We start from the raw sequence: 26,290 nt of genomic DNA on the forward strand, positions 1-26,290 counted from the left end.
TCCAATATATATATTCAAGGAGAGCCAATTATATATGCATTTATTTTAGAGTTTTATCTATTTTAAAATTTCATTTGTTATAAAGTTTATTTCATATTCCCCTACTAAACTATCTCCATCTAAATCAAACTCACTGTTATTAGAACCAAAATTCTTAGAAGCTAGAGATAAATCTCCTAAATCTATCACTCCATTTTTATTAAAGTCTGCTCTTAATGGATTGCTTTCCTCAACAGTAAAATTAATAGTATAAACTTTCTTTGTACCATCTTCTGCTATAACTTTTATTTTAGTAACTCCAGGTGCAAATTCAGCACTTTCTATTTCAATAGTAGCATTTGAATCTTCTGATGTTGCCGTTACTTCTGGAGCATTAATTGTTCCCTCTGGTAACTTGACTTCATATTCTAATACATCTTCTTGGAATTCATCCATAGATTCTCCACTAATAGAAATACCACTTAAATTAGCATTACTACTAGCAATTCTACTTTCTATTGAAGAAATAGTTAAATTGTTTAATTTTCCTTTTAACTTATCATTTCCATTACCATCTGCTCCTATAACTAGTGGTAAATCACTAACTTCTAAGGTTGCACTTGGTTTTACTTTTTTATCTAATTCCCCATTTATATAAATAGAAGCCTCTCCCCTTGAATGTTCAAATACAACCTTTATATTAGTCCATTCATTTAAAGGTATTGCTTTATTAGATACAAATTGAGTTATTGATCCTTCAGCATGGAATCTTAATTTTCCTTGAGGAGATACATCTATTAAAAATCCACCTTTACCAGTTGCATTATTTATTTTTTGAGCTATCTTTTGCCAATATCCTGTATATTCATCTAAATAAACTTCTGTTTCCACAACAATATTATCAGATAATTTTAGCGAATCATTACTTTCAACCTTTATATATCCATCTCCAAAGTCTGCAGCTTTTCCATCCTCTGAATCTACTTGAGTTATATTTCCAGTTATTACTCCGTGGAAATTATTTTCTGAACTATCTTCTCCTAAATTTGAAGGATTTTCAAAGTCATAATCAGCAATAATACTCTCTTCCACAATTACATATGGCTTTATTGCTATTTTATATTCTCTATTCATAGTTCCATCTTTAGATGTAACTTTTATTAATGCCTCTCCTGGAAGTTCTTCTGGTTTTATGATTTCAACATTAGCACCTGAAGCCATAGCTTCTGCCTCAATGTTTAAATTTTGTAGATTTTCTCCCTTTTTAAATTCATAAGAGTACTCATAGTTACTTCCATTAAATCCGTCTAAAAGATTGCCATTTATGGCTATATATTTAAGTTCTGCATTACTTGTTGCGTGAACCTTTGTTAACTTAGCATCACCAAAACTTCCATGATCAGAACCTATATCATTTCCACCATCTTTAACTACTAATTTAAGAGTACTTTTTCCAGCTATAGGAACCTTCACATGCTTTTGTGGAGTATCACCTGTCATTAAACCACTATCAAAAACTTTTTCATCATCTAAATACACTTCAAATGATATAGATGCTATTGAACCAGCCATTTCTTGATCTACCCCAACAAAAGTTTCAAAATAATCATAGTAATCTAACCCATCTAAATTATAAACTATTTCTGAATGTGCATGAGTTCCTAGTCCTTTATCATATGGAACTCTTTCTCCATTCTCACCTTTTAATGTTATTGTATTGCCATCGCAACTAGCATCTTTATTTATTGTTCCATAGCCTGTTGAAGCACTTGTCCAATCTAAGTCACTTAGATAAACACTTGTTTCAACTGCAACATTTTCAGAAGCTTCACCTTCTCCTTCTGAGTTCTTTGCAACTACATAATATACATAAGTGTAATCATCATTTGAAGGAGCATTTTCATCAATATATTCTTCTGTTTCTATACTTTCAGCTATTAATTCAAAGTCTCCCTCACCTTTTCTATAAACATCATAGCTTTCTGCAAATTTTGACTTATTCCACTTTAATGAAACTGAATTATCATCACTTCTTAAAGCTTTTAAACCTTCAACCTTTACTGGCTTTTCCATAGGCATTCCCTCTACTTGATATTCTCCTCCAACTTCTGTAGGGAATTTAACTACGTTTTCTGAAATAACTTCTGGAGTTATTTCATTTCCATCAGCATCTGTTATAACTGCTTCTGTTATTCCTGGATATTCTAAATAACAGTCATTTCCTGAACCAGATTTAATTTTTAAAAGATTTAATGAATTGTTATTCCAATTAGCTGAAACCTCAAAGCTTCCTCTAGCCTTTAATCCATCAAAACTTCCCTCTTCCCAAGCTGCTGGTAAAGCTGGTAATGGATTAATTGTACCTAAATGACTTTGTATAAGCATCTCAGACATTCCAGATACAGCTCCCATATTTCCATCTATTTGGAAAGGTGGATGAGTATCAAATAAGTTATCTAATGTACTTGCAGTTAATTGGTTTTGTAACAAACTGTGAGCTCTATCTCCATCTAATAGTCTAGCCCAAAGATTTATTTTATTAGCCTTAGACCAACCTGTTCCTCCATCACCTCTATGATTCATAGTAACCTTAGCAGCCTTATATAATTCTGGAGTATCCTTTTGGTTTATTTGATTTCCTGGATAAAGACCTACAAGGTGTGAGATATGTCTATGCTTATTATTTGGATCATCTATATCATCCTTCCACTCTTGTACTTGTCCATATTTACCTATTTGCGGCTTTAAGAGTCGCTCTCTTTTATCTTCTAACTCTGCTCTAAACTCATCATCCACACCTAAGGTTTCACTAGCTTTTATAGTATCTGTGAATAACTGCCAAATAAGCTCTTGGTCAAAAGTTGTTCCAACAGTCCTTGGGCCTTGTTCTGGCGAATAACTTGGTGATGAAACTAAATATGTTTTTCCATCAGTATGAGTATATTCAACTAAAAACTGAGTCCAAAACTGAGCAGCTTCCTTCATAATAGGATATATATTATCTCTTAAATAATCTACATCATCAGTGAACTGATAGTGTTCCCAAAGGTTTTGACTTATCCATGCATTTGATGTTGGAGCCCATCCCCAATCAAACTCCCAACCCATAGCTGTGAATCCAAAAGGATTATTCATGGTATTTACTGTCCATCCATTTTTCTTTTCTGGTGCGTCTTCTATTCCACAATGCATCTCTGCAGTGACTCTTCCAGGCTCTCTTAAACTTTCTACATATTCAACTAAAGGAATAGCTGTTTCAGATAGATTCGCCACCTCTGCTGGCCAATAATTCATCTGTAAATTTACATTGAAATGATAGTCAGAACTCCAAGGTGGATTATTTGAATTATTCCAAACTCCTTGTAAGTTAGCTGGCAGACTTCCCTCTCTAGAAGATGAAATTAAAAGATATCTTCCATATTGGAAAAATAAAGTCTCTAAACTATTAGATGGATTAGTTTTGTATTCTTTAAGCATGTCATCAGTAGGTTTGTCTAATTTAAGCTCTCCTAAATTTAAATCAACCCTATCAAAGAGTTCCTTATAATCCTCTAAGTGCCTATTTTTTAACTCATCATATCCTAAAGATACAGCATTATTTATTCTTTCTGTTACTGCCTCATGTGGATCTTCACCCTTATAAGTTGGATATTCATTTACATAATCAGTTCCCGCACTCATTATTATTGTAACTTCATCAGCATTTTCAACACTTATTTTGTCTTCTTTATCTTGAATTGAACCTCCGCTATTAATTACCTTAATTTGAGATTCATATTTCATCCCATTATCTGTTAAAGCTCCACTTAAAGTTAATATATTATTTTCAACTGAAAGTTGTTTTCCATCATGAGGACCCTCATTTCTTACATCAACAGTTATTGAAGAAGCTTTGTCAGCCTTAAGCTTGATAACCATTACATTATCAGGATAACTAGTGAAATATTCTCTTTCATAATTTACTCCATTATAAGTGTATTTAACTGTAGATAAAGCTTCCTCAATATTAAGCTCTCTTCTATAATTAGTAACATTACTATCTTCATGAGATTTAAAGTCTAAGAATATGTCTCCAAAATTTTGATAAGCTCCATAAGCTCTTTGCTCTCCGCATACTCTTTGATATAAGTCATTTGATGGTGTTCCACCTTCATCTAATATTCTTCTTATCTCTTGTACTGCTTCCCAAGCTCCTTCTTTATTTCCTCCATTATAATCTTCCCAAGCTCCTGGTCCACCTGACCATAAAGTTTTTTCATTATATTGTATTCTTTCGCTTTCTACACTTCCAAAAATCATTCCTCCTATATATCCGTTACCAATTGGAAGCGCCTCATTTTCCCAATCTGTAGCTGGTTCATCATACCATAATGCCAGCTTATCTAAATCAATATCTTCATTTGAAATACTCTTTCCTATTTCATTAAATCTACTAGGTTTAGCAAAAGAATATACAGATTGACCTACTACCATTAAGGAAACAGCTAAAGCTACTTTCTTTAAAAATTTTCTTTTCATGATTCCTCCCCCTATTATAGTTTTCTTCTTAATTATAATAACATATTCTTACATTAATTGTAATATTTGTAATACAAAAAGCTGTATCTCTACTTAAATTTTAATAAAGTATATAAAGAATTTTTCATTATATACTTTATTATTTAAGTGTTATAGATACAGCTTAAAATTTTTACTTTAATATATCATTCATTATTGCGTTTAACTCAAATTCATCAACTATTCCATCACCATTTATATCGTATTCTTTAATACTTTCTCCATAATGCTTAGATGCTAATGATAAGTCTCCAATATCAACCGTTCCATCTTTGTTTAAATCTGTTGTAGGGCTTTCTGGTTCTACGTCTTCATCCTCACTGGTATCTACTAATGCATAGTTAAGTTGAGCATCCGCTCTACCTCCATGAGGGTTTTCTCCCTTTAATCTAAAGCTTAAAGTATGCTCTCCACTAGTTAATACTTCACTTTCATATACAACTTGATTTAAAGTTCTACTTTCTGCATAAGCATCAACCTCTACAAATTCTCCACCATCTATTGAAACGTCATATATCCCATGGTTAGGGTCTTTAGCTCCTACTAAAGAAATTTGCTTTCCTTTAAACTTAATTGTAAATGTAGCGTTTCTATTGTTTGTCCACACTCCACCTGGTTCAGTGTTCCACTCACTTGAGAAATTAAACTGATGTAACCCATCACCAACTTCAGTTGTTTCTATTTTAATTTGTTCATCATCAATAATAGTAACTGTAGCTCTTGGATTAAATCCTAATATTCCCCCTATTGGATCACTTAATTTTAGATAGAATTCCTTAGAGTCTTCTTTTTCTTTATCATCTATAATAGTTATATCAAAAGTTTTTTCTGTCTCTCCTTCATTAAAAGCTAAAGTACCAGACCAAGTTTGATAATCAACTCCATTTAAAGCAGTTCCTGGTAGGGTATCATAGTTTACTTCAAGTTTCCCATTACTTCCACCCTTTCTTACAACTTTAAATGTAGCTGTTCCTATGCCTTCACTAACTTCATAATTAACTTGTTCAAAGTCCACCATACCTTTTCCATCATTATCTAATACCAAGGCACCATCTAAATGAGCTGCTACACCTCTTGAACTTGGATTTTTTCTTCCTGTACATTTAATAGTAACTTCATGCTCTTCATTAGTTAGATCCTCACTTTCAAAAACAATTTCCTTAGCTTTTCTCTCTGAAGAATATAAATCAACCTCTACAGTTTCTCCTCCATCTATAGAAACTTCCATTATTCCATGTGATGGATCCTTTGCTCCTGATAAGAAGAACTTTGTTCCCTTAAACTTAATACTAGCAGTAGCATTAGTTTTAGTTGTGTAATGGGCATCTCCTCCTAAATCATTATCACCATGAGCAGTTTCATAAACCCAACCATCACTAAAATTAAACTGTTCCAATCCAGTCCCTTTATTATCATCATTTAAGATTTTTAATCCTGCTGGTGGACCTGCTGGCAATTCTATGTTGGTAGGCTGTTTATAAACTCCAACATTATTTATTAACGGAACTTCTAATGAACCTGTTATATTTATTCTTATTTTTTGTCCCTTAGTTGGAGGTATTCTAACAAGCCTCTTATATCCTATAGTCTCTCCTTCATAAACCTTATTCCAAGTTTCCCCCTGTAATACTTCAACATTAAAACTAGATATTCTTTGTCCTAATGGAATATATTCCTGTATTGAAATAACGTCGAATTCTTTATTCTCACCTAAATCTATTTCAATAGTACCAGTTCTACTTCCATTATCAGGAGCCCAATAAGTATCATAATCTCCATCTACAATTTTACTTGCTTCATATGTTTCATCATTATTAACAAAACTATCAACTGTTATTTCTTTATTTAATGCAAAATCTTCATTAAAAGTATCTCTAATTGTTGCTCCAAATTCATTTAATCTGTTAACGTCATTTTCATGCAATTTTCCTTCCTTATTAGGAGGTACATTTAATAATAATACTGAATTTCTCCCAATTGATTTAAAATAAATATCCATCATCTTCTCTAAGGATTTTACCTCATTATCTTGAGAAGCATGATAAAACCAACCTGGTCTTATTGATACATCTGATTCTCCAACTACCCAATCTGGTCCCCCTTCTTCTCCATGATTTAAATAAGTTGGATTTTCTCTTTCCTTCATTTTTTCAATATCTATAGTTGACCAACAAGGTTCCCCTGCATATCCTTTCTCATTTCCAATCCATCTAATATCAGGTCCTTGAGGACTGAATATTAAGCACTCTGGTTGTAATTCTTTTATAAGAGCAAACCATTCATCAAATTTATATTCCTGTTCTACATTAGATCCCTTAGCTCCATCCATCCACACTTCAGCTATAGGACCATAATTAGTTAATAATTCTCTTAACTGGTTCATGTAAAACTCATTATAATCTCCACCATTACCTTCTCCATAATGCTCTGAATTTTGATCCCATGGTGATAAGTAAACTCCAAATTTTACACCATACTTAGCACAAGCATCAGAAACCTCTTTTACAACATCTCCCTCTCCATTTTTCCAAGGACTGCTTGCCACATCATGATCTGTATAGTCACTATCCCACAAACAGAATCCATCATGATGTTTTGCTGTTAATATTACTCTCTCAAATCCAGCCTCCGCTAAAGTTCTCACCCATTGATCTGCATCTAAATCAGTTGGATTAAATATTTCTGGGTTTTCTGTGCCATCTCCCCACTCTCTCCCAGTAAACGTATTCACACCAAAATGTATAAATGCTGTCAACTCCTCTTTTTGATAATCTACTTGTTCTTTTGTTGGAATTGCTCCAAATGCTTCTGTTACATATTTCATATTATTCTTAGTATTTGCCTTAGTTAGTACAGATCCTTGTCCAACACTAACCAGAAAAGTCATTGCCATTGTAGTTGCTAAAAAACTTTTTATAGCTTTAACTTTCATACTTCCTCCTCAAATCATATTTTTTCTATATATATTTATTCAAATAAAATCATATTTATTACAATAAATAAAATATGTAAAACTAAATTTTTCTAAAAAAATAGACACAATAAAATGAATAAAATATTTTAAGTAACTAATAATATTTTTATCATTTATTTTAAGGAGGTGCATTTATGAAATTCAAAAAGTTCACTCTTACTTTATTAGCTATGCTATTGTTTACTAGTGTGCTTGTTTCTTCTAAAGAACTTAAACCTCCACTGTTTATGGGAAGAGTTCTTGAAGTTAATACTGCATCCGATGGAAAAACTCTAATGGTAAGAGTTAAAGGCTACCTAAAAAGCTGCTCTGTTTACGAAGAAGAACTTATAGCTATAGTAGGAGATCAAACTGAGTACTTGAAAGGTTGTGAAACAAATACTTCAAATGAAAAACCTACTATTGAAAAGGGTGATTATGTTTTTATAGTTCTTAGTAGTGCATTTACTAATTCTATACCACCTCAATCATCAGCACAAAAAATTCTTGTTTCTAAACCACCAAAACAATAAAAAAAATATCTAGGATATTTTAATCCTAGATATTTTTTATTTGGCTCTGTTTTAAATTAGTGTTGATTTTTAGATAGAACTGTAAGACCATCTTAATGAGTAACTAGTATTGCATTATCTACGTAAGAATAATAGCGTTAAGAAGCTTTTTCTGTTTAAGCGAAGCGAGTTTAAAAGCTTTAGCTATTATTTTGGAGTAGATGATAGCAATACTTTACGAAATTAAGTTAGGTCTGAAAGGCTAGCTAAAAATCAACACTCACCTAAAACATAACCTTTTATTTTAAATACTCTAGTGCTTTATCTGCATAATCAGTAAAAATAGCATCTACTCCATAGTTTTTTAACTTTTCAATATCTGCCTCTTCATTTACAGTATAAACATTAACCTTTATTCCTACCTCATGAGCATTTTTCACCAATTCTTCTGTTACAAGTGATTTGGCTGGATGTATTGCGTAAGCTCCTAACTCCTTGGCATATTCAATTATATTAGCTATCTCTTCTTCATAAAGTACTCCTAACCTAACGTCGTCTTTTAAAGCCTTAAACTTCTTTAAAGCCTCATGATTAAAGCTTGAAATAAGTATTTTACTAAAACAATCATACTTATTTATTAAGTCTAATACTTCTTTTTCAATATTCTCATAATCTATTATGTCATTTTTAATTTCTATATTTAAAACTATATCTTTATCCTTTATGAGATCAAAGACTTCTTCCAATAATGGGATTTTACAGGCCTCATTCTCCTTGAACCCCTCTTTATTACAATTAAACTCTCTAAGCTCCTTAAATGTATAATCCTTAACTTCTCCTTTGCCATTAAAGGTTCTTTTAATATCCTCGTCATGTATAACTACTAATTTTCCATCTTTACTTTTATGAATATCAAGTTCTATTCCGTATATATCGAAATTTAAAGCTTCTTTAAATGCTAATAAAGTATTTTCTGGATATTTACCACTAAATCCTCTATGTGCAAAAACTTTCATATAGCTTTCCTCCATAAATTTTATATCTTATCTTATTTCAGAATAAGGTATTTCTATCTAACTTTAAAAATCAAATCTTATGTGAAAATTCTTTTTTATAAGCTATCTATTTTAAAATAGTGTTGATTTTTAGATAGAACTGTAAAACTCTCTTAATAATCAATACCTTGAGAAATTAAGCTAATTCTGAAGTACTAGCTAAAAATCAACATTCACCTTAAAAAGCACTCTTATAAATAACTCTATTATCTATGTTTTCTATTGAATTACATCCTGTTAATACCATTGCTGACTTTAATTCGCCTTTTAAATCATTAACATACTCTTCTACTCCTTTAGCTCCATCGGCAAAAGTAGCTGTTATAAATGGTCTTCCTATTAAAACACCATCTGCTCCTAAGACTATCATCTTTAATATATCAACACCAGTTCTAACTCCACCGTCAACTAAAATCTTAACTTTTCCTTTAACTCTAGCTGCTATTTCTGGTAATACCTCACATGTAGCTGGTGTTTGATCTAAAACTCTTCCTCCATGATTAGATACTACTATTGCATCTACTCCTGCTTCTACTGCTAATTCAGCCTCATCTGGTGTCATTATTCCTTTTAATATAAAAGGTAACTTAGTTGAATTAACTAGTTCCTTTATTTCATCTAAATTTTTAGGTTCAACAGGCTTTCCATGCATAGCTAAAGTTATAAGACCAGCGGCATCAATATCTACACCTACAGCTAAAGCTCCTGCTTTTTCTGCCATCTTGATTTTCTCTATTACAACCTCATTTTTCCATGGTTTTATGAATACAATCCCTTGTCCATTGTATTCTTCTATTACTTCTAAGTTAGTAGTTAAACATAAATCAACTGCAGTATCTCCTACCATAGGATATATACCTGCATCTAAACATCCTTTAACAACTCCCTCAATATATTCTCTTTCACTAACTTTTCCACCCATATTTAACATAGTTCCTGTTATAGGAGCTGCAAAAAGTGGTAATTCCATATTCTTTCCGAAAAACTCAGTAGATGTACTAGGATTTTTTGCATTATGAATTGTTCTCATATTAAGCTTTACTTCTTCTAATGCCTTAACATTTCTTATAAAAGAATCTCCTGTTCCTTTTCCACCCATGCCAGGAACTTCTCCTGCACAAGCTACTCCATTACAAACCTTACACACTCTACAACTTCCATTGTAAAGTTCTCTTGCTTTGTCTCTCATATCCTTATTCATTTATACATTCCTCCCTAAAAATCATTTTCTGTTTTAATTTTAAATCCATTTTGAAGTAAAAGTTCACAAGTTACACCATTGCCTTGCTTTTTTTCTCCATTAAATTTTCCTGAATATATTTCTCCTAAACCACAAGATGGACTTTTAGCCTTCAATATAACATACTCTGCATTTATGTTCTTAGCAATATTTAAAGTTTCGTAAGCTCCTTTAAGAAATTCTTCTGTGACATCAGAACCATCTCTACCAAGCACCTTAGCTTTACCTTCTAGAACTTCCTTACCTGCTCCACCAACAATCTCACTTGGTATTCTTGGTGTTTTTAGTCCTCCTAATTGTTCAGGACATGCAATAACTGCTTTTCCTTCCTTAAGAAGTTTTAATATATTTTCATTCAAATTATTTTCACCATTATATTTGCAGTTGACTCCACATAAACATCCACTAACTAAAATCATACAATTCACCTTCCAAACAATTATTAAAGCTAAAGCTCTGTTTTAAACTAGTGTTGATATTTAGATAGACTTCAAATCTAGCTTAATTTCTTCTTAACAAAACTCTATTTCATTATAATCCTTATAATTATATAAAAAAAGCATTTCTCTTATAAATACTTTTTAAATAGCAAAAGGGCTTTTCTTAGAACCTTAATTTCACAAATTAAAATTCTAAGAAGCCCTTTAGATAATAACTTTCTAAATTAAAAAAACAAAATTTTAATATATAAACATATCTATTTTTCTAAAGTAAATTTAATCTTATCTCCAACCTTTATTATCTCACCAGCTTTTATGCTCTGTTCCTTAATCTCTCCATTTCCTTCAAATTCACTTTTTAATCCTAATGATTTTAGTACCTCTTCTGCTTCACCTTTTTTAACTCCTCTAAAATCAGGCATTACAACTTCTGTTTCATTTCTATCAAATCTACTTCCAGCATATAATGTTATGGTATCTCCTTTTTTAACTTTATATCCAGGAATAGGTTTCATAGAAGTAATAAAAGTTCCTTCTCCTTCTATTACGCAATTTATTCCTAATTCTTTAGAGATTTTCTCTGCATAAGTTACTTTATCCCCTCTTAAATCTGGTATTATAACACTCTCATCTTTTGCTCCTAAATCCCCTTCATTTAAGGACATATAATTAAATATATTGTTGAATAATTCTCCTGCAAAAGGTGCAGCAACAACACCTCCAAAGTGTTCTCCATTTTTAGGATTATCTATTATTACTATTAAAGATATTTGAGGATTATCATAAGGGGCAAAGCCAGCAAAAGATGATATATAACCTGCTCCATAAGTTCCAGTCTCAGGATCAACCTTTTCTGCTGTACCAGTTTTACCAGCCACCTTAACTCCTTTAATTCCAGCATCTCTTGATGAACCATTTGATACAGTAGATTCTAAAGCTTCTTTAACCCTTATGGTACTTTCTTCACTTATTATATTTTCTTCTATCTCTGGCATGAATACTTCATCTATAATCTTTGTTCCATTATCATCCTTATGACTTAATTCTTTCATAACATGAGGCTGTATTAAATCGCCTCCATTTGCAACAGCATTTAAAGCAGCCATAAATTGAATAGCATTTACTGTATTAGTTTGTCCAAATGATATAGTAGCTAAATCAACAGCACTTATATCTTCTGCATCTTTCACTATTCCAGTAGCTTCTCCTGGTAAATCCACACCAGATTTAGCCCCAAAGCCAAAAATTTTAATATATGCATTTAATTTTTCTGCTCCTAATTTTTGACCCATTTCCATAAAAGCAACGTTACATGAATTTTCTAGAGTCTGATTAAAATTTTGTACTCCATGACCACCTGGTTTCCAACATTTTATGTTTCTCCCCGAAACATTTAAACTTCCATCACAATAATAAACTTCATCTTCTCCAGCTATATCTTCCTCAATAGAAGCTATGGATGTTATTATTTTAAATATGGACCCTGGCTCAAAGGCATCTGAAACTATTGTATTCCTCCACATATTCTGAAGCTTATCTGCTTCATTTTCTCCTTTAAAAATTTCACTTCCCTCATAAGGATTATTAGGATTAAATCCTGGCTTATTAACTATTCCAAAAATCTCTCCATTATTAGGATTCATAACCGCAATACTAACAGAATCTGCATTGTGCTCTTTTAATGCTTTCCCAGCCACTGTTTCAACAAAATATTGAATATTTTCATCTATTGTTAATGTTACATCCTTTCCATCTACTGGTGGAGTGAAACTTGCTTCTGAATAAGGATTAGCAGAACTATCTGCAGAAACTTCGTTTACTCTCACTCCTGGTATCCCCATAAGTTCTTCATTATAATAAAGTTCTATTCCACTTAGTCCTTCTCCATCTGCATTGGTTGTTCCAAGTGTATGTGAAAGAAATTCTCCATTAGGATAATACCTCTTAGTATCTCCTGATACTATAACTCCTCTTATTTTTAAGGCTTTAACCTTATCTGCTTTTTCTTTCTCTATTCTCCTTACTAAGGTTGCAGAATTTGCTGGATTTCCAGAAGGGTAAGTGTGCTCTATTTTTGATAAGACTTCTTCCTCATCCATCTCTAATGCTTCAGCCAATAATTTGGCTATTTCAATATTATCTGTTTCTTTAATCTCAATGTACTTTCTTAAAGTAACTAAATCTAAATCTACTCTGAATACATTTGCAGTAACAGCTAATTCTCTATCATTCCTATCTAATACTCTTCCTCTCCTAGCATCTATTTGTATTTCATTTGTCCATTGCTCTTCTGCCATAGCTTTATAATCTTTTGATCTAAATAATGTTATATAAATTAATTTTCCTACTAAGGTCAAGAATATTATCATTATTGCCAATAAAAAAATTAGTACCCTGCCTTCATTAAGTCTAACCCTTTTACCACTCTTTTTTCCTTTCACCTAAATTCCTCCTATATAACCAATTTTACATAATTTTCAAAGTTTAAATTGATTATATCATAAATACTCATGTCCTTTTTTTAATAAATTGTATATAAAAAGGAGCTCATCTCAAATTCCTTATAGAAAGCTTAAATTCTTCTTGCTTTCTACTAAAAATTTCAGACAAACTCCTAATATAAATCTCTACATTAATTCTATATTTTACAAAACATTGATATTTATCTAATTCTTAATAACAATTAAAAATCAATAATAGATTAAAATAGATTTTATTTTAAAATTACAACAGTAACTCCTGTTCCACCTTCTCCATATTCACCAAGTCTATGTGATTTAACATGAGGATGTTTCTTAAGCATTTCATTTATAGCTTTTCTTAAAACTCCTGTTCCTTTTCCATGAACTAAAGTTACTTCTCCTCTACCTGCAACATAAGCATCATCTAAATACTTATCAGCAGTGTAACAAGCTTCTTCAGAATCCATTCCTCTTAAATCTATTGATGGATCAACCTGTCTTAAGTTTAATCTTGCTTCTCTTTTTTTAATTTTCTTTTCTTCCTTTGTTTCCTTAGCAACTCTTAAGTCCTTAGCCTTAACATTTATTTTCATAATCCCAGCCTGAACTTGAACTTCTCCCTTGTTATCTGGCTTAGAAAGAACTATAACCTTTTGGTTTATTGAAGGTAATAAAGCTTCCATTCCAACTTCAATCTTCTTAAGTTCTTCCCCTTGTTTTTCTTCTTTTTTCTTCTGAAGTCTAGCCTCTGCGTCACTTATCTTATCCCTAAGTTTTCCTCTTTCAGCCTCAAGTTTTCTTCTAGCATCACTAGATATACCCATTCTTTCTAACTCTCTCATATTTTTAAGAATAGCATCTGCCTCTTCCTTAGCTGAATCTAAAATTTGTTTAGCATCTCTTCTTGCTTCAGCATATACATTATCTCTAACACTTTCAATTCTTTCGAATTTCTCTTTGTATCTATTTTTGTACTTTTCTGCATCATTTCTTAATATAGCAGCTTCTCTAGCATCATTTTCTGCCTTTATACTCTTCTCTTGAAGTGATTGAATTAAATCCTCAAATTGAAGTGATTCAGTAGAAATAACCTTCTTAGCCTCTTCTATTACTTCATCTTTTAGACCTAATCTTCTTGAAATTTCAAAGGCATTAGATTTACCTGGAACTCCAATTAAAAGTCTGTATGTTGGTCTTAAGGTTTCAACACTAAATTCAACTGAAGCATTTTCAACATTCTCAGTTCTTAAGGCATATCCTTTTAATTCACTATAGTGAGTTGTAGACATTATTCTACATCCTCTTGCTCTTAAAGTTTCTAATATTGAAATAGCTAAAGCTGCTCCTTCTGTTGGATCTGTTCCAGCTCCAAGCTCATCAAAAAGCACAAAACTCTTACTATTTGCCTTCTCCATTATTCCGACGATATTAGTCATATGAGAAGAGAACGTTGATAAACTTTGCTCTATGCTTTGTTCATCTCCTATATCTGCAAATATCTCTTCAAAGAAGCTTATACTTGAATTTTCACTGGCTGGTATTAAAAGTCCACTTAATCCCATAAGTTCAATAAGTCCTGTAGTTTTTAATGTTACAGTTTTACCACCAGTATTTGGACCTGTTATAAGTAGCGTTGTAAATTCTCTACCTAAATAAATATCTGAAGAAACAACCTTATCCTTTGCTATTAATGGGTGTCTAGCATCCATTAAATCTATTATTCCCTCTTCATTTACTATAGGCATTGTTCCACCTAAATCACTTCCATATTTAGCCTTTGCAAATATGAAATCTAACTCAACTATTATATTGAAATTAACTTTTATAACATCAATATTTTTATATACTAAAGCTGATAACTCTGCTAATATTCTTTCAATCTCAGCTCTTTCCTTTAGCATAAGCTCTTTTATTTCATTATTTAAATTAACTAGGGCTGTTGGTTCTATGAAAAGCGTTGCTCCTGTAGAACTCTGGTCATGAACAAGTCCTGGAACTTGTGATTTATATTCAGCCTTTACAGGTATAACATATCTATCTCCTCTAACTGTATATAAGGCATCTTGAAGATATTGAGCATTGCTTCTTACTATGGCATTAACCTTATCTCTTACAGATGAATTCTTTTCCTTTAAACTTCTTCTTATGCTATAAAGTTTGTCACTTGCTGAATCTGCAATTTCCTCTTCACTTACTATAGCCTTTGATATGGCACTTTCAACGCCTCTAAGTACTATAAGTCCCTCTTTCATTCCTTCTAAAATTCTATGCTCTTCTTCCTCTTCTTTTCTAGATAAGAAATCTGAAAGCTTTCTTGTTACTGCAAGCATATTTCCTATTCTCAGTAACCCTTCTATACTTAAAACTCCACCTTTTTCAGCTCTTGTTATGGCCTCTTTAACGTCATAAAGTCCTTTAAAAGGAGGATTTCCTTTTCTCATTAAAATATCTAAGGCTTCTTTTGTTTCTTCTAAATGTTCTTTAACATCATAAACAGAATCATATGGTTTAAGATCTAAAACCATCTCTTTAGCTGATTTTGTAATGGCATATCCCTTAACCAATTCTTTAATTTTATTAAATTCTAAAACTCTTAAAACTCTATCGTTCATACTTTAATCCCCTTTACTCAACGCCTCTTTTAAAGTGACCTTTAGTATAATCCTTTAATTTTAAAGATTCTTTCTTGTTTAGAGCTTCAATTACCTGCATAACCTCTTCATAGTTTTCATCTACAAAATCTAATCTAAATGAATTTACTCCAAATCCTTTTATTTCATCCATTTCTTGAATTAAGTTAACAGGTACTGTATTGTATATGTGTGATCTACAGAATATATCAGTTCTTATAACAAAATCCTGATTCATTCTATCTCTTAAAGTAAATGTACTGCTTACGCATTGGTTATCACAATTTTTTGAAGTACATTTTCCACCAAAGGTACTTCCTATTGGACAGTATTCACTAACCATAACCTCTGGTCTTCCATAAACAAACATTTGAGCTCCATTAGAATACTTTTTAAGCATTTTATTTAATTCTTTCTTGTTTAACTCTAAGCTTAAACAACTTCCCATCATATGTTCATTATAAAATTTCATACCATAAGAATTAAATATATTAAGCTTATAATCACCTATAATATTTGTTTTATCCTTAAATCTATTTATTATTCCAGCATTGGCTGTAACTAATCCTCTTATTAAATTAAGGTTTTCTTCTATTATATTACTTATTATTTCAAACTCTTCTTTTATTATTGTAGGTGCCTTTATGTAAAGATTAACTCCTTCACCTTGGAATTCCTTTAAGGCATTCTTATTAAGTTGCCCTTCATTCTTTCCAAAGATGTCTAAAGCAATATCTTTGATTCCACTATTTTTAGCAGCTCTTAATTGTTCCTTAGTATTAACAACAACTAATATCTCTGGCATTTCACCATTCTTTTCATTTAATTCTTTATTCTCTTGTTTTTCAATATTTCTTTTATACTTCTTAATTTCAGAATTTCTTATGTCTTCTAATACTTCTCTTCTTAAGTTGTTTATTGAAGATACTGCTGCGAATCCATCTTCAAAATCTACATATTCTATTTCATCTATTTGATATGGAATATCTCCTGATTTTCTTAAGTTCTTTTCAACCTTTTCTTTATCCATAGGTCTATTTACTGCAACTTGGACAACATCTCCTTCTTTTGTGAAGTAGTTTCCATTATACTCTACAGTAAGTTCCATTGGCTCATTAACCTTAAATTTCATATAAGCTTTTAAGTTTATTTTTCTCTCATATGGATTTTCATAAGCTACTTTTAACTCATTTAAAAGCTTAGCATCTGAAGTTTTATAAAGTTTATCATTAGCTTTATATTTTTTAGGGAATATTTTAACCCTATCCCCTTTTTTACCTTCAGTAACTTCTTGATTTCCAATAAGTATTTTACTTACGGTAAATCCATCATCATTAGTTCTTATTCCATCTTTTAATGAAAGATCATCTAATAAAAGCACTTCTCCACTTTTTAAAACTTCACCAAGTAAAACTCCTGTGTTTCTTGGAGTTTTAAATGCCATCATATCTTTTCCCACATTCTTATACATGTATGCAGTAGAAAAACCTTCTCTATTAAATAACTTTTTAAGCTTAAGCTTATTTCCCTCTTGAGATTTCTTAATATTTTTATATGAATTATCTATAGCTTCTCTATAAGATTCTATAACTCCAGCAACATATTCAGGTCTCTTCATTCTTCCTTCAACCTTTAATGAACTAGTTCCTGTCTTTATTAAATCTTCCACATTTTCAATAGTACATATATCCTTTGGACTTAAAAGGAATCCTTTAGTTTCTTTCTTATCTTTTTCTCTAATTAGTGTATATGGAAGTCTACAACTTTGAGCACATCTTCCTCTATTACCACTTCTTCCACCAATTAGACTACTCATTAAACATTGTCCTGAATAGCAAACACATAAAGCTCCATGAACGAATATTTCAGTTTCTATTCCTAAGTCTTTTGATATATATTTTATCTCTTCTAAAGTAAGCTCTCTTGATAAAACAATTCTAAAATATCCATTCTCTCTAAAGAAAAGAGCTCCCTCTCCATTATGTATGCTCATCTGAGTTGAAGCATGTAATTCAAAATCTGGATATACTTCCCTTATCCTTTTAGCAAGACCTACATCTTGAATTATTAAGGCATCTACACCTATTCTATATAAAAATCCTATGTAATCTACAGCCTCTTGAAACTCATTTTCCTTGATTAAAGTATTTACTGTAACATAAACTTTAACGCCATAAGTATGTGCATAATCCACGGCCTTTTCCATTGTTTCATCATCAAAGTTAGAAGCATATGCTCTTGCTGAGAATTTACTTCCTCCTAAATATATGGCATCAGCACCTCTATTTATGGCAGCAATCAAACTTTCCATACTTCCTGCTGGTGCCAGTAATTCTATTCTTTCCATAAAATTCATCTCTCCTAAAAGTCAACTAGGGTTTTCCTTAGTTAATTTATTCAATACTTTGTATTATACACAATTACACATTACAATTCTACATTTCGCTACTTCTCTTTCCATTAATATTAATTTTCAACAGTACTTTTAGTTATTATTATATTAAGTATATTTAGATAATTTTCTATGTTTTAGGTGAACGTTGATTTTTGTTTAAACTTTGAGACATAGCTTAAAACATAACCAAATAATTAAATTAACCAAAACATAAAAATATGTTTTTAACATAATGCTTACTTAATATTAACTTTAATATATTACCCTAAAACTTAATTATCAAAAGCTATTTTAAGAGTAAGTTAAAAAAACTTATTTTTCTTAATATATTCTTCTATTGTGATAAAATTAAAATGTAGAAATATTTATTGGGAGGTAACTCAATGCTTTACGATTGTCACATGCATACAGAATTTTCAGCTGATTCTAGGTTAAAAATCAAAGATATACTAGAAAAGGCTAAAGAAAAAAATCTTGGAATACTAACTACAGAACATTTAGATTATAATTTAACAACACATCCTCAATTTGCAGAACTTGACCTTGATGGTTACCTAGAAACCTATGAAGAATATAGAGGGAAAAATATGCAACAAGGTGTTGAACTTGGACTTGCCATGAATAATATTGATGAAAACTTTGCTTTTTATGAAAAATACAAAGATAAATTTGATATGATAATAGGTTCTATTCATTCCATAAACGGAGTTACTCTTTCTAGATTTCTAAGAGAAGATACTAGACCAAAAGATATTGTTTATGGAGAATACCTTGATAATGTTCTTAAATGCATAAAGTTTTATAATATTTTTGATACTCTAGGACATATAGATTATCCTTGTAGATATAGCGTTTATGAGGATAAAGAAATGACTCTTAAAGACTTTAAGTCTAAATTCAAAGCTATATTTGAAGCTTTGATAAAGAAAAACAAAATTCTTGAACTTAATACAAGTCGTTTAGATAATGAAACCTCATTTAAAAACATGGTAGAGATTTATTCATACTATAAAGAACTTGGTGGAAAATATATTACTTTAGGGTCAGATTCTCATATGCTATCTCATATTGGAAGAAATTTTGATAAAGTTCCTGAATTTTTAGAAAAGACAGGATTAACTCCTTGTTATTTTGTAAATAGAACTTTTGTCCCTTGTAATATCTAACTTATATTGATAAGTATTTTAAGTCATAAATTCATATAACGGAATCTAAGACTTAAAATTATTCATTTGATAACCTTAACTTTATTAATTAATCCTAAACAAACTAAAACAATTCCAATAATGTTACAGTTTCCTTAAAATATCTATAAAAATAAAGAGTATATATTTATTTTTAAATATATACTCTCTTATTTTATTATCTTTTTACTAATACATTATCTTTTTTCTTTGTAGCGGCCAGCTTAACTTGAGAATCTAAGTATTTTTGTTCTAAATCTAACAACTTATACTTTGCATTTTGCCAATTACGTCTTAGCTCTTTATTATTTCCCATTAGAAGATTCTTTTCTTTTTTAATCTTCTTAGCTTCTTCTTCTAAAATCTCCATTTCAGTTTTTACTCTTTCAAGCTCTTCTTTTAAGGAGTTTATTTCAACTTCCATTTCATCTGAAACTTTTTTACTTAAGGTTTCTTTTTCCTGTAAAGCTAATTCTATATCTTTCTCTAATTTAAGTATTTGTTCTTTAAGACTACTATTTTCTTCTTTAGTTGAAGTTTTCTCTTCATCTAGAGATTTAATGTTTTCTTCAAGCTTTCCTTTTTCTGAACCAAGCTTATTATTCTCTTCAGTTAATCTAATATTAATGTCCTTAAGTACATTTTTCTCTTTGTTTAATGCATTTACTTTATCTTCTATCTCTTTATAGTTAACTTTTAAAGTATTGCTTTCTAAAGATAAATTATCCTTATCCTCTATTAAATTAGAAACTTGTTCTTGTAAAGCTTTTTTCTCAGCTTTTAATGATTCATTATCAGCCATTAGCTTATTGTTCTTTTCATTTATTTCCTGAAGCTTATCTTTAGCTTCTCTACACTCTTCACTTAAATCTTCACTTTCAGCTATTACTCTTGAATTTTCTTCTCTTAACTTTTTATTCTCAAGCTTAGATTCTGCAAATTCAATTTTTAAAGCTTCTCCTTCAGAAGTCAAGTTTTTATTTTTCTCACTTAATTCAGAAAGCTTACTTTCAGCCTCTTTAATATTAGCTTTTAAAGACTCTCCCTCTAAAGCTAATTTAGTATTTTCTTCTTTTTGAACTTTATTTCTTTCTTTCAAACTATTAAGTTCTTTATTTAATTCATCTATATTCTTTTTAGATGAATTGACTATATTACTTAGTCCATTATTTTTTTCTCTAAGTTCTCTGATTTCTTTTTCTGAGTTGCTATTTTTATTTTTTAAAGCATTAATCTCATCATTTAATCTCTTTTCCTTAGTTTTAGAATCATTTAATAAGTTGTTTAAATTGTTATTTTTATCTCTTGCTTCCTTAAGCTCTCTACTTAACTTATCATTTTCACTTCTAAGCTTGTCCTTTGAAGATTTTAAGCTAGTGTTCTCACTTCTTAATTTTTCAATTTCTTTTCTTAATTGATTAGCATCATTTTTTGAATTATTAAGATTTGTCTGTGAAACCTTTAATTCTTCTTTTAATTTAGAAGTTTTATCATTTAAGTCGTCACATTGCTTTTTAAACTCTTGAGATTCCTTTTCAAAGTTCTTCTTAGCTTCCTCTAAAGATTTAATAGTACTTTCTAAGTCTAATTTTTCTGAATTAATCTTTTCAAGCTCTTCCTTTAAGGCTATACTTTTTCCTTCTAATTCTTGAAGTTCTTCTACCTCTTTCTTAGAATTCTCTAATTCTGCTTTAACTTTTTCATAGTAATCTATTAATTGATTATATTCTTCGTTTCCTTTAAATAACTCATCAGCTATGTTTAGAGCTGCTAAAGAAACTACTGCTGGTGCACTTAGTTTATTATTCTTTGCTAACATAGCTTGTATTTTTTCTTCTAAGTATCCAGCTACTTTTTTTAAATATTCTCCATCTTCCTGGCCTTTTAAATTATATTCAACGCCGTTTATTGTTACCGTAACAGTCGCCATACTTCCTTAAACACCTCTTACTTCCATAATAAAAAATATGTTATGTACATTTTATCATATACATAACATATTTAAAACTATTATTGCTCTCTTAATTGAGCGCCTAATTTATACTCTAAAGCTCTTAATATTTTATCATGAACTTTGTTTATTTCTTTATCTTTTAAAGTTTTACTTGGATCTCTATAAGCTATAGCATATGCAATACTCTTCTTGCCTTCTGGTATTTGAGCTCCCTTATAAACGTCAAACAACTCAACTTTTTCAACTACTTGACCACCAGCTTTTCTTATAGCCTCTTCAATTTCTTGAACTAAAACAGCATCATCAACAAGTAAAGCTATATCTCTAGTTATTGCTGGGTACTTAGGTAATGGCTTATAAGCTTTTTCAGTTTTTGAGAAGTTGTACATAGCATCTAAATCTAATTCTGCTACATAGCAAGGAACATCTACTCCATAGTTATCATTAACATCTGGATGAATTTCTCCTAAAACTCCTAATGAAGTTCTTCCTAAAACTAACTCAGCAGTTTTTCCTGGATGGTAGCTTGGATTTTCACTCATTCTCTTGAATGATGCACTCTTAAGTCCTAATGTATCTAATAAGTTTTCAACTATTCCTTTTAAGTCAAAATAATCGCATTGTCCATATATACCAATTGTTAATATGTTTCTTTCAGTTGGTAATTCATTTTCATCTGAATTTGGTATATAAGTTTTACCTATTTCAAATAATCTAACTATATCATTACTTCTTGAATAGTTTCTAGCTAAAGATTCCATCATTGAAGGAAGTGTTGAAGTTCTCATTACACTGTAGTCTTCTCCTAATGGATTCTTTATTTTAACAACATTTCTAAGCTCACTATCTTCTGGTAAGCATATTTTATCAAATACCTTTGGACTTACAAATGAATAACTTATAGATTGATTTAATCCTGATGCTAACATTGCATCTATAACTTTTTCATCTAATAATTGTTTTTTGTCCTTAGCTTCTTTTTCTGTGCTAGTTGATATTAATGTAGCTGGAATATTATTATATCCATAGATTCTTGCAACTTCCTCTGCAACATCTTCTCTTATATCAACATCTATTCTAAATGTAGGTACTAAAATTTCTAATGTATCTCCATTTATATTAGTTTTTAAATCTAAGCTGTCTAAACATTTTTTCATTTCTTCTGCTTCTAGTGAAGTTCCTAAGAATTTGTTTATCCAGCTAACGCTTACTTCTAAAGTTTTCTCTTCTTTAACATTGTTGTAGACATCTATAGTTCCTTCCATAACTTCTCCACAACCTAATTCTTCAACTAGAGCACATGCTCTGTCTAAAGCTAAAACTGCTAAGTTTGGATCTATGTCTTTTTCAAATCTTGATGAACTTTCAGTTCTTAATCCTAAGTTTTTAGAGTTAACTCTTATATTTGTTCCATCAAAGTTAGCTGATTCAAATACTATTTCAGTAGTATCATCCTTAACACCTGAGTTTAATCCACCCATTATACCAGCTAAAGCAACTATTTCTTCTCCATCTTTTATGCAAAGAACATCTGAAGTTAATTCTCTTTCAACTTCATCTAAAGTTGTGAATTTTTCTCCATCTTTAGCTCTTTCAACTACTATGTTAGAAGCTTTTAACTCTCTTCTATCAAAAGCATGCATTGGTTGACCAAGCTCTAACATAACAAAGTTAGTAATATCAACTATGTTGTTTATTGGTCTTACACCAGCATCTAATAATCTTTCTTGCATCCAAGTTGGTGATGGAGCTACTTTTACATTCTTAACTCCTCTAGCCATATATCTGTTACAAAGTTCATCATTAACTGTAACTTTTATTTCATCATTTATATTTTTATCACATTTAACTTCAAACTTAGTGTTTGGCATTCTATAAGTTTTTCTTGTTGTTGCAGCAGTTTCTCTAGCCATTCCAAGAACACTTAAACAATCTGGTCTATTTGAAGTTATTTCGAAATCTAAAACTTGTTTATTAAGTCCTAAATATTCTTTTATACAAACTCCAATTGGAGCATCCTCTGGTAAAATCATAAGTCCAATAACTTCTTTTCCGTCAGCAATTCCTAATTCTTCTTCTGAACAGAACATTCCGTTTGAAACTTCTCCTCTTAATTTACCTTTTTTGATTTTGCTTCCATCAGCTAATATTGCGCCATGTAAAGCTACTGGAACTTTATCATGTTCTTTCATATTATCCGCAGCTGTTACTATTTGAATCATTTCTGATCCTATGTTTACTTGACAAATTTTAAGCTTTTCAGCATCTGGATGTTGTTCTATTTTATCTATTTGACAAGTAACTATATTTTCTATTTCTGCTCCAGCAGTTACGACCTCTTCTACTTTTGATCCAGATAAAGTTAAAGCATCGCCTAACTCTTCTGCTGTCATATCTATATCAACGTAATCTTTAAGCCAATTAAATGGTACTTTCATCTTTTTTACCTCCTATTTTAAAACTAGAATTGATTTAAGAATCTCATATCACTTTCGTATAATAATCTTATATCATCTATTCCATACTTAAGCATAACCATTCTGTCTACACCGAAACCGAATGCAAATCCACTATAAACTTCTGGATCTATTCCACAGTTTCTTAAAACTTGAGGGTGAACCATACCGCAACCTAGTATTTCTATCCAACCTTCTCCTTTACATACTTTACATCCTTTTCCGTTACATACAAAGCATGTAGCATCCATTTCAGCTGATGGCTCAGTGAATGGGAAATGGTGTGGTCTGAACTTAGTTTTAACCTTATCACCAAACATTTTCTTAGCAAATAACTCTAAAGTTCCTTTAAGATCTGCGAAAGTTATATCTTTATCTATAACAAGACCTTCCATTTGATAGAATATTGGTGAGTGTGTAGCATCAACAGCATCTGATCTGAACACTTTACCTGGTGATATCATTTTTATTGGTGGCTGTTGTTTTTCCATAACTCTAGCTTGAACTGGAGAAGTTTGAGTTCTTAAAACTACATTATCATTTATGTAGAACGTATCTTGCTCACTTCTAGCTGGATGATTTTTAGGAATATTTAAAGCCTCGAAGTTGTAGTAATCTTTCTCAACTTCTGGACCATCTTCTATAGCAAATCCCATTGAAACGAATATTTTCTTCATTTCATCTAAAGTTTGCTCTAATGGATGTTTCTTTCCTATTGTTTGTTTCTTTCCAGGCATTGAAATATCTATTACTTCATTTTTTAACTTTTCTTGTTTTTCAGCTTCTTTAACAGCTTTTATTACAGCTTCTAACTCAACTTCTAAAGCCTCTCTTACTTCATTAGCTAATTTACCAACTACTGGTCTCTCCTCTTTAGATAGAGCTCCCATTCCTCTTAATATAGTTGTAAGCTCTCCCTTTTTACCAAGATATTTAACTCTTATTGCTTCAATAGTAGTACTATCTTTAGCTTCTTTAATTTCTACTAAAGCTAATTCTTTAATTTGATTTAACTTATCTTGCATTTTTATTCTCCTTTCCTGATATATACTTAATATATTAGATTTTATCTTAAAGCTCTTGGAACCGTAATATTCCTATTAAAGGTTCTACTTGCCTAGATAAAGTAAACTCAAATTCAATATAATTAAAAATCTTTACTGAATTAAAGTATGTTTTATCTAAATATAAAAATCTTCTTTTATTAAATTAGCCCTTATTTTAAATATTATAAGGTTATATGGCCCTTTTATTGTCACTTTTCTAGTATTGACACAACTCCAAGAAAATAAAATAAACCCCATCCCTATAAACACAAGGGACGGGGTATTCATATCCGTGGTACCACCCTAATTAGCACTAAAATAAATTAGTACTCACTTAATTTTAAATAACGACCATGCCGCTAACTGCTACTTTAAATTTCACAGTTAGAACTCCAGAGTGAACTTCAATATAGTTTTCTTAAAATGCTTTCAGTCTATGGCATCTTTTCCCTGAAAAGAAATTACTACATCTACTCTCTCTATCAATGTTTTTATCTATTCAATTCAAAGTATATTATACATATAATACTATGCATAATCAAGGGATTTATTATATTTTAACCTTTTATGATTCGTATTTCCTAAAATAGCAATTAAAGTTTATACCTATACAAAAAAATTAAGGAGAATATATTTTCCCCTTAATTTAAATTAAATGATTGTCTTATTTTTTCATATATCATTATAGAAGTAGCTACAGCCACATTTAATGATTCTGCCTCACCTGGCATAGGAATTTTAACCTTTATATCAGCAATTTCATATATCTCATCACTAACACCATTTCCCTCATTGCCAACAGCAATCATAATCTTTCCTTGTAGATTCTCCTCAAAGAAATTATTTTTTCCTTGAAGCGAACTTACTACAAGCCTATATCCATCTTCTTTCAATGATTTTACATATTCTAAAGAATCATCCTCAACAACTGGAATATAAAATATTGAACCCATTGTTGATCTTAATGTTTTATCATTATATATATCAACAGTACCTTTTGTCATAACTATTCCAGCTGCCCCTGCTGCATGGGCTGTTCTTATAATTGTTCCCATGTTTCCTGGATCTTGAACTTTATCTACTAAAACAACAAGCTCTCCACTTTTTAATTCCTTATTTTGCATGTTTATAACACCAATAACCCCTTGTGGATTTTCAGTTGAGCAAAGTTGCTTTAAAAGAGCACCATTCATTTGTATAAGTTTTATATCCTCATTAATATTTAAGAAAAACTCTGGATTTTTTTCTTTAAAACCCTCTGTAAATATTATTGAATCTATGGATACCTTACTTTTAATGGCCTCTTCTACAAATCTTAGACCTTCAATAATATATTTATTGCTTTTTATTCTATGCTTCTTTTCTTTTAATTTTTTTATCTCTTTAAATAAGTTATTATTTTTACTTTCTATCTCTAACAAAGCAAA

Annotated in this window: 14 protein-coding genes and 1 other annotated feature; of the genes, 2 read left to right on the forward strand and 12 right to left on the reverse strand. The window is 30.6% G+C overall.

Annotated features, from left to right (window positions below; genetic code table 11):
* Positions 1 to 57: 57 nt before the first annotated feature.
* Positions 58 to 4,497, reverse strand: a complete 4,440-nt coding sequence (locus AC2JAQ_RS11630; protein WP_488456593.1) for a glycosyl hydrolase family 95 catalytic domain-containing protein — start codon at positions 4,495 to 4,497, stop codon at positions 58 to 60.
* Positions 4,498 to 4,669: 172 nt separating this feature from the next.
* The gene (locus AC2JAQ_RS11635) at positions 4,670 to 7,468 is read right to left on the reverse strand and encodes an alpha-L-fucosidase (protein WP_488456594.1); all 2,799 of its coding nucleotides are present in this window, start codon (positions 7,466 to 7,468) and stop codon (positions 4,670 to 4,672) included.
* Positions 7,469 to 7,644: 176 nt separating this feature from the next.
* On the opposite strand from AC2JAQ_RS11635, the gene AC2JAQ_RS11640 reads away from it, so the two are divergent.
* Positions 7,645 to 8,022 carry a hypothetical protein gene (locus tag AC2JAQ_RS11640; RefSeq protein ID WP_488456595.1) on the forward strand — a complete coding sequence of 126 codons (378 nt, stop codon included), beginning with the start codon at positions 7,645 to 7,647 and terminating at the stop codon, positions 8,020 to 8,022.
* Positions 8,023 to 8,300: 278 nt separating this feature from the next.
* Here the strand turns inward: AC2JAQ_RS11640 and AC2JAQ_RS11645 are convergent, their stop codons facing one another.
* From AC2JAQ_RS11645 to AC2JAQ_RS11670, 6 genes are all read right to left on the reverse strand, one after another.
* Positions 8,301 to 9,017: a glycerophosphodiester phosphodiesterase gene (locus tag AC2JAQ_RS11645; RefSeq protein ID WP_488456596.1), complete on the reverse strand. Its 717-nt coding sequence runs from the start codon at positions 9,015 to 9,017 to the stop codon at positions 8,301 to 8,303.
* A 217-nt stretch (positions 9,018 to 9,234) separates the two neighbouring features.
* Positions 9,235 to 10,257 (reverse strand): alpha-hydroxy-acid oxidizing protein, encoded by a 1,023-nt coding sequence (locus tag AC2JAQ_RS11650; protein ID WP_488456597.1) that lies wholly within the window; start codon positions 10,255 to 10,257, stop codon positions 9,235 to 9,237.
* Positions 10,258 to 10,271: 14 nt separating this feature from the next.
* Entirely contained in the window at positions 10,272 to 10,715 is a 444-nt protein-coding gene (locus AC2JAQ_RS11655) for a 2-thiouracil desulfurase family protein (protein ID WP_488456598.1), read from the reverse strand.
* A gap of 278 nt (positions 10,716 to 10,993) precedes the next feature.
* Positions 10,994 to 13,177 carry a stage V sporulation protein D gene (locus tag AC2JAQ_RS11660; protein WP_488456599.1) on the reverse strand — a complete coding sequence of 728 codons (2,184 nt, stop codon included), beginning with the start codon at positions 13,175 to 13,177 and terminating at the stop codon, positions 10,994 to 10,996.
* Between the two features lie 272 nt (positions 13,178 to 13,449).
* A complete protein-coding gene (locus AC2JAQ_RS11665; protein WP_488456600.1) occupies positions 13,450 to 15,810 on the reverse strand; it encodes an endonuclease MutS2 in 2,361 nt (786 codons plus the stop codon).
* A gap of 13 nt (positions 15,811 to 15,823) precedes the next feature.
* Positions 15,824 to 18,175, reverse strand: coding sequence for a U32 family peptidase (locus AC2JAQ_RS11670; protein WP_488456601.1), 2,352 nt, complete (start codon positions 18,173 to 18,175; stop codon positions 15,824 to 15,826).
* 431 nt (positions 18,176 to 18,606) lie between these two features.
* On the opposite strand from AC2JAQ_RS11670, the gene AC2JAQ_RS11675 reads away from it, so the two are divergent.
* Positions 18,607 to 19,389, forward strand: coding sequence for a histidinol phosphate phosphatase (locus AC2JAQ_RS11675; protein WP_488456602.1), 783 nt, complete (start codon positions 18,607 to 18,609; stop codon positions 19,387 to 19,389).
* 196 nt (positions 19,390 to 19,585) lie between these two features.
* Here the strand turns inward: AC2JAQ_RS11675 and AC2JAQ_RS11680 are convergent, their stop codons facing one another.
* The 4 genes from AC2JAQ_RS11680 to AC2JAQ_RS11695 form a co-directional block, all read right to left on the reverse strand.
* Entirely contained in the window at positions 19,586 to 21,337 is a 1,752-nt protein-coding gene (locus AC2JAQ_RS11680; RefSeq protein WP_488456603.1) for a cell division protein ZapA, read from the reverse strand.
* Between the two features lie 80 nt (positions 21,338 to 21,417).
* On the reverse strand, positions 21,418 to 23,799 hold the full coding sequence (gene pheT / locus AC2JAQ_RS11685) for a phenylalanine--tRNA ligase subunit beta (protein WP_488456604.1): 2,382 nt from the start codon (positions 23,797 to 23,799) through the stop codon (positions 21,418 to 21,420).
* Between the two features lie 23 nt (positions 23,800 to 23,822).
* Complete coding sequence (pheS, locus tag AC2JAQ_RS11690) at positions 23,823 to 24,842, reverse strand: phenylalanine--tRNA ligase subunit alpha (protein ID WP_488456605.1); 1,020 nt, start codon at positions 24,840 to 24,842, stop codon at positions 23,823 to 23,825.
* A 289-nt stretch (positions 24,843 to 25,131) separates the two neighbouring features.
* Positions 25,132 to 25,358, reverse strand: a binding site (T-box leader).
* Between the two features lie 146 nt (positions 25,359 to 25,504).
* Positions 25,505 to 26,284: a TrmH family RNA methyltransferase gene (locus AC2JAQ_RS11695; protein ID WP_488456606.1), complete on the reverse strand. Its 780-nt coding sequence runs from the start codon at positions 26,282 to 26,284 to the stop codon at positions 25,505 to 25,507.
* Positions 26,285 to 26,290 lie beyond the last annotated feature (6 nt).

Source organism: Clostridium sp. LIBA-8553, from assembly GCF_057782465.1.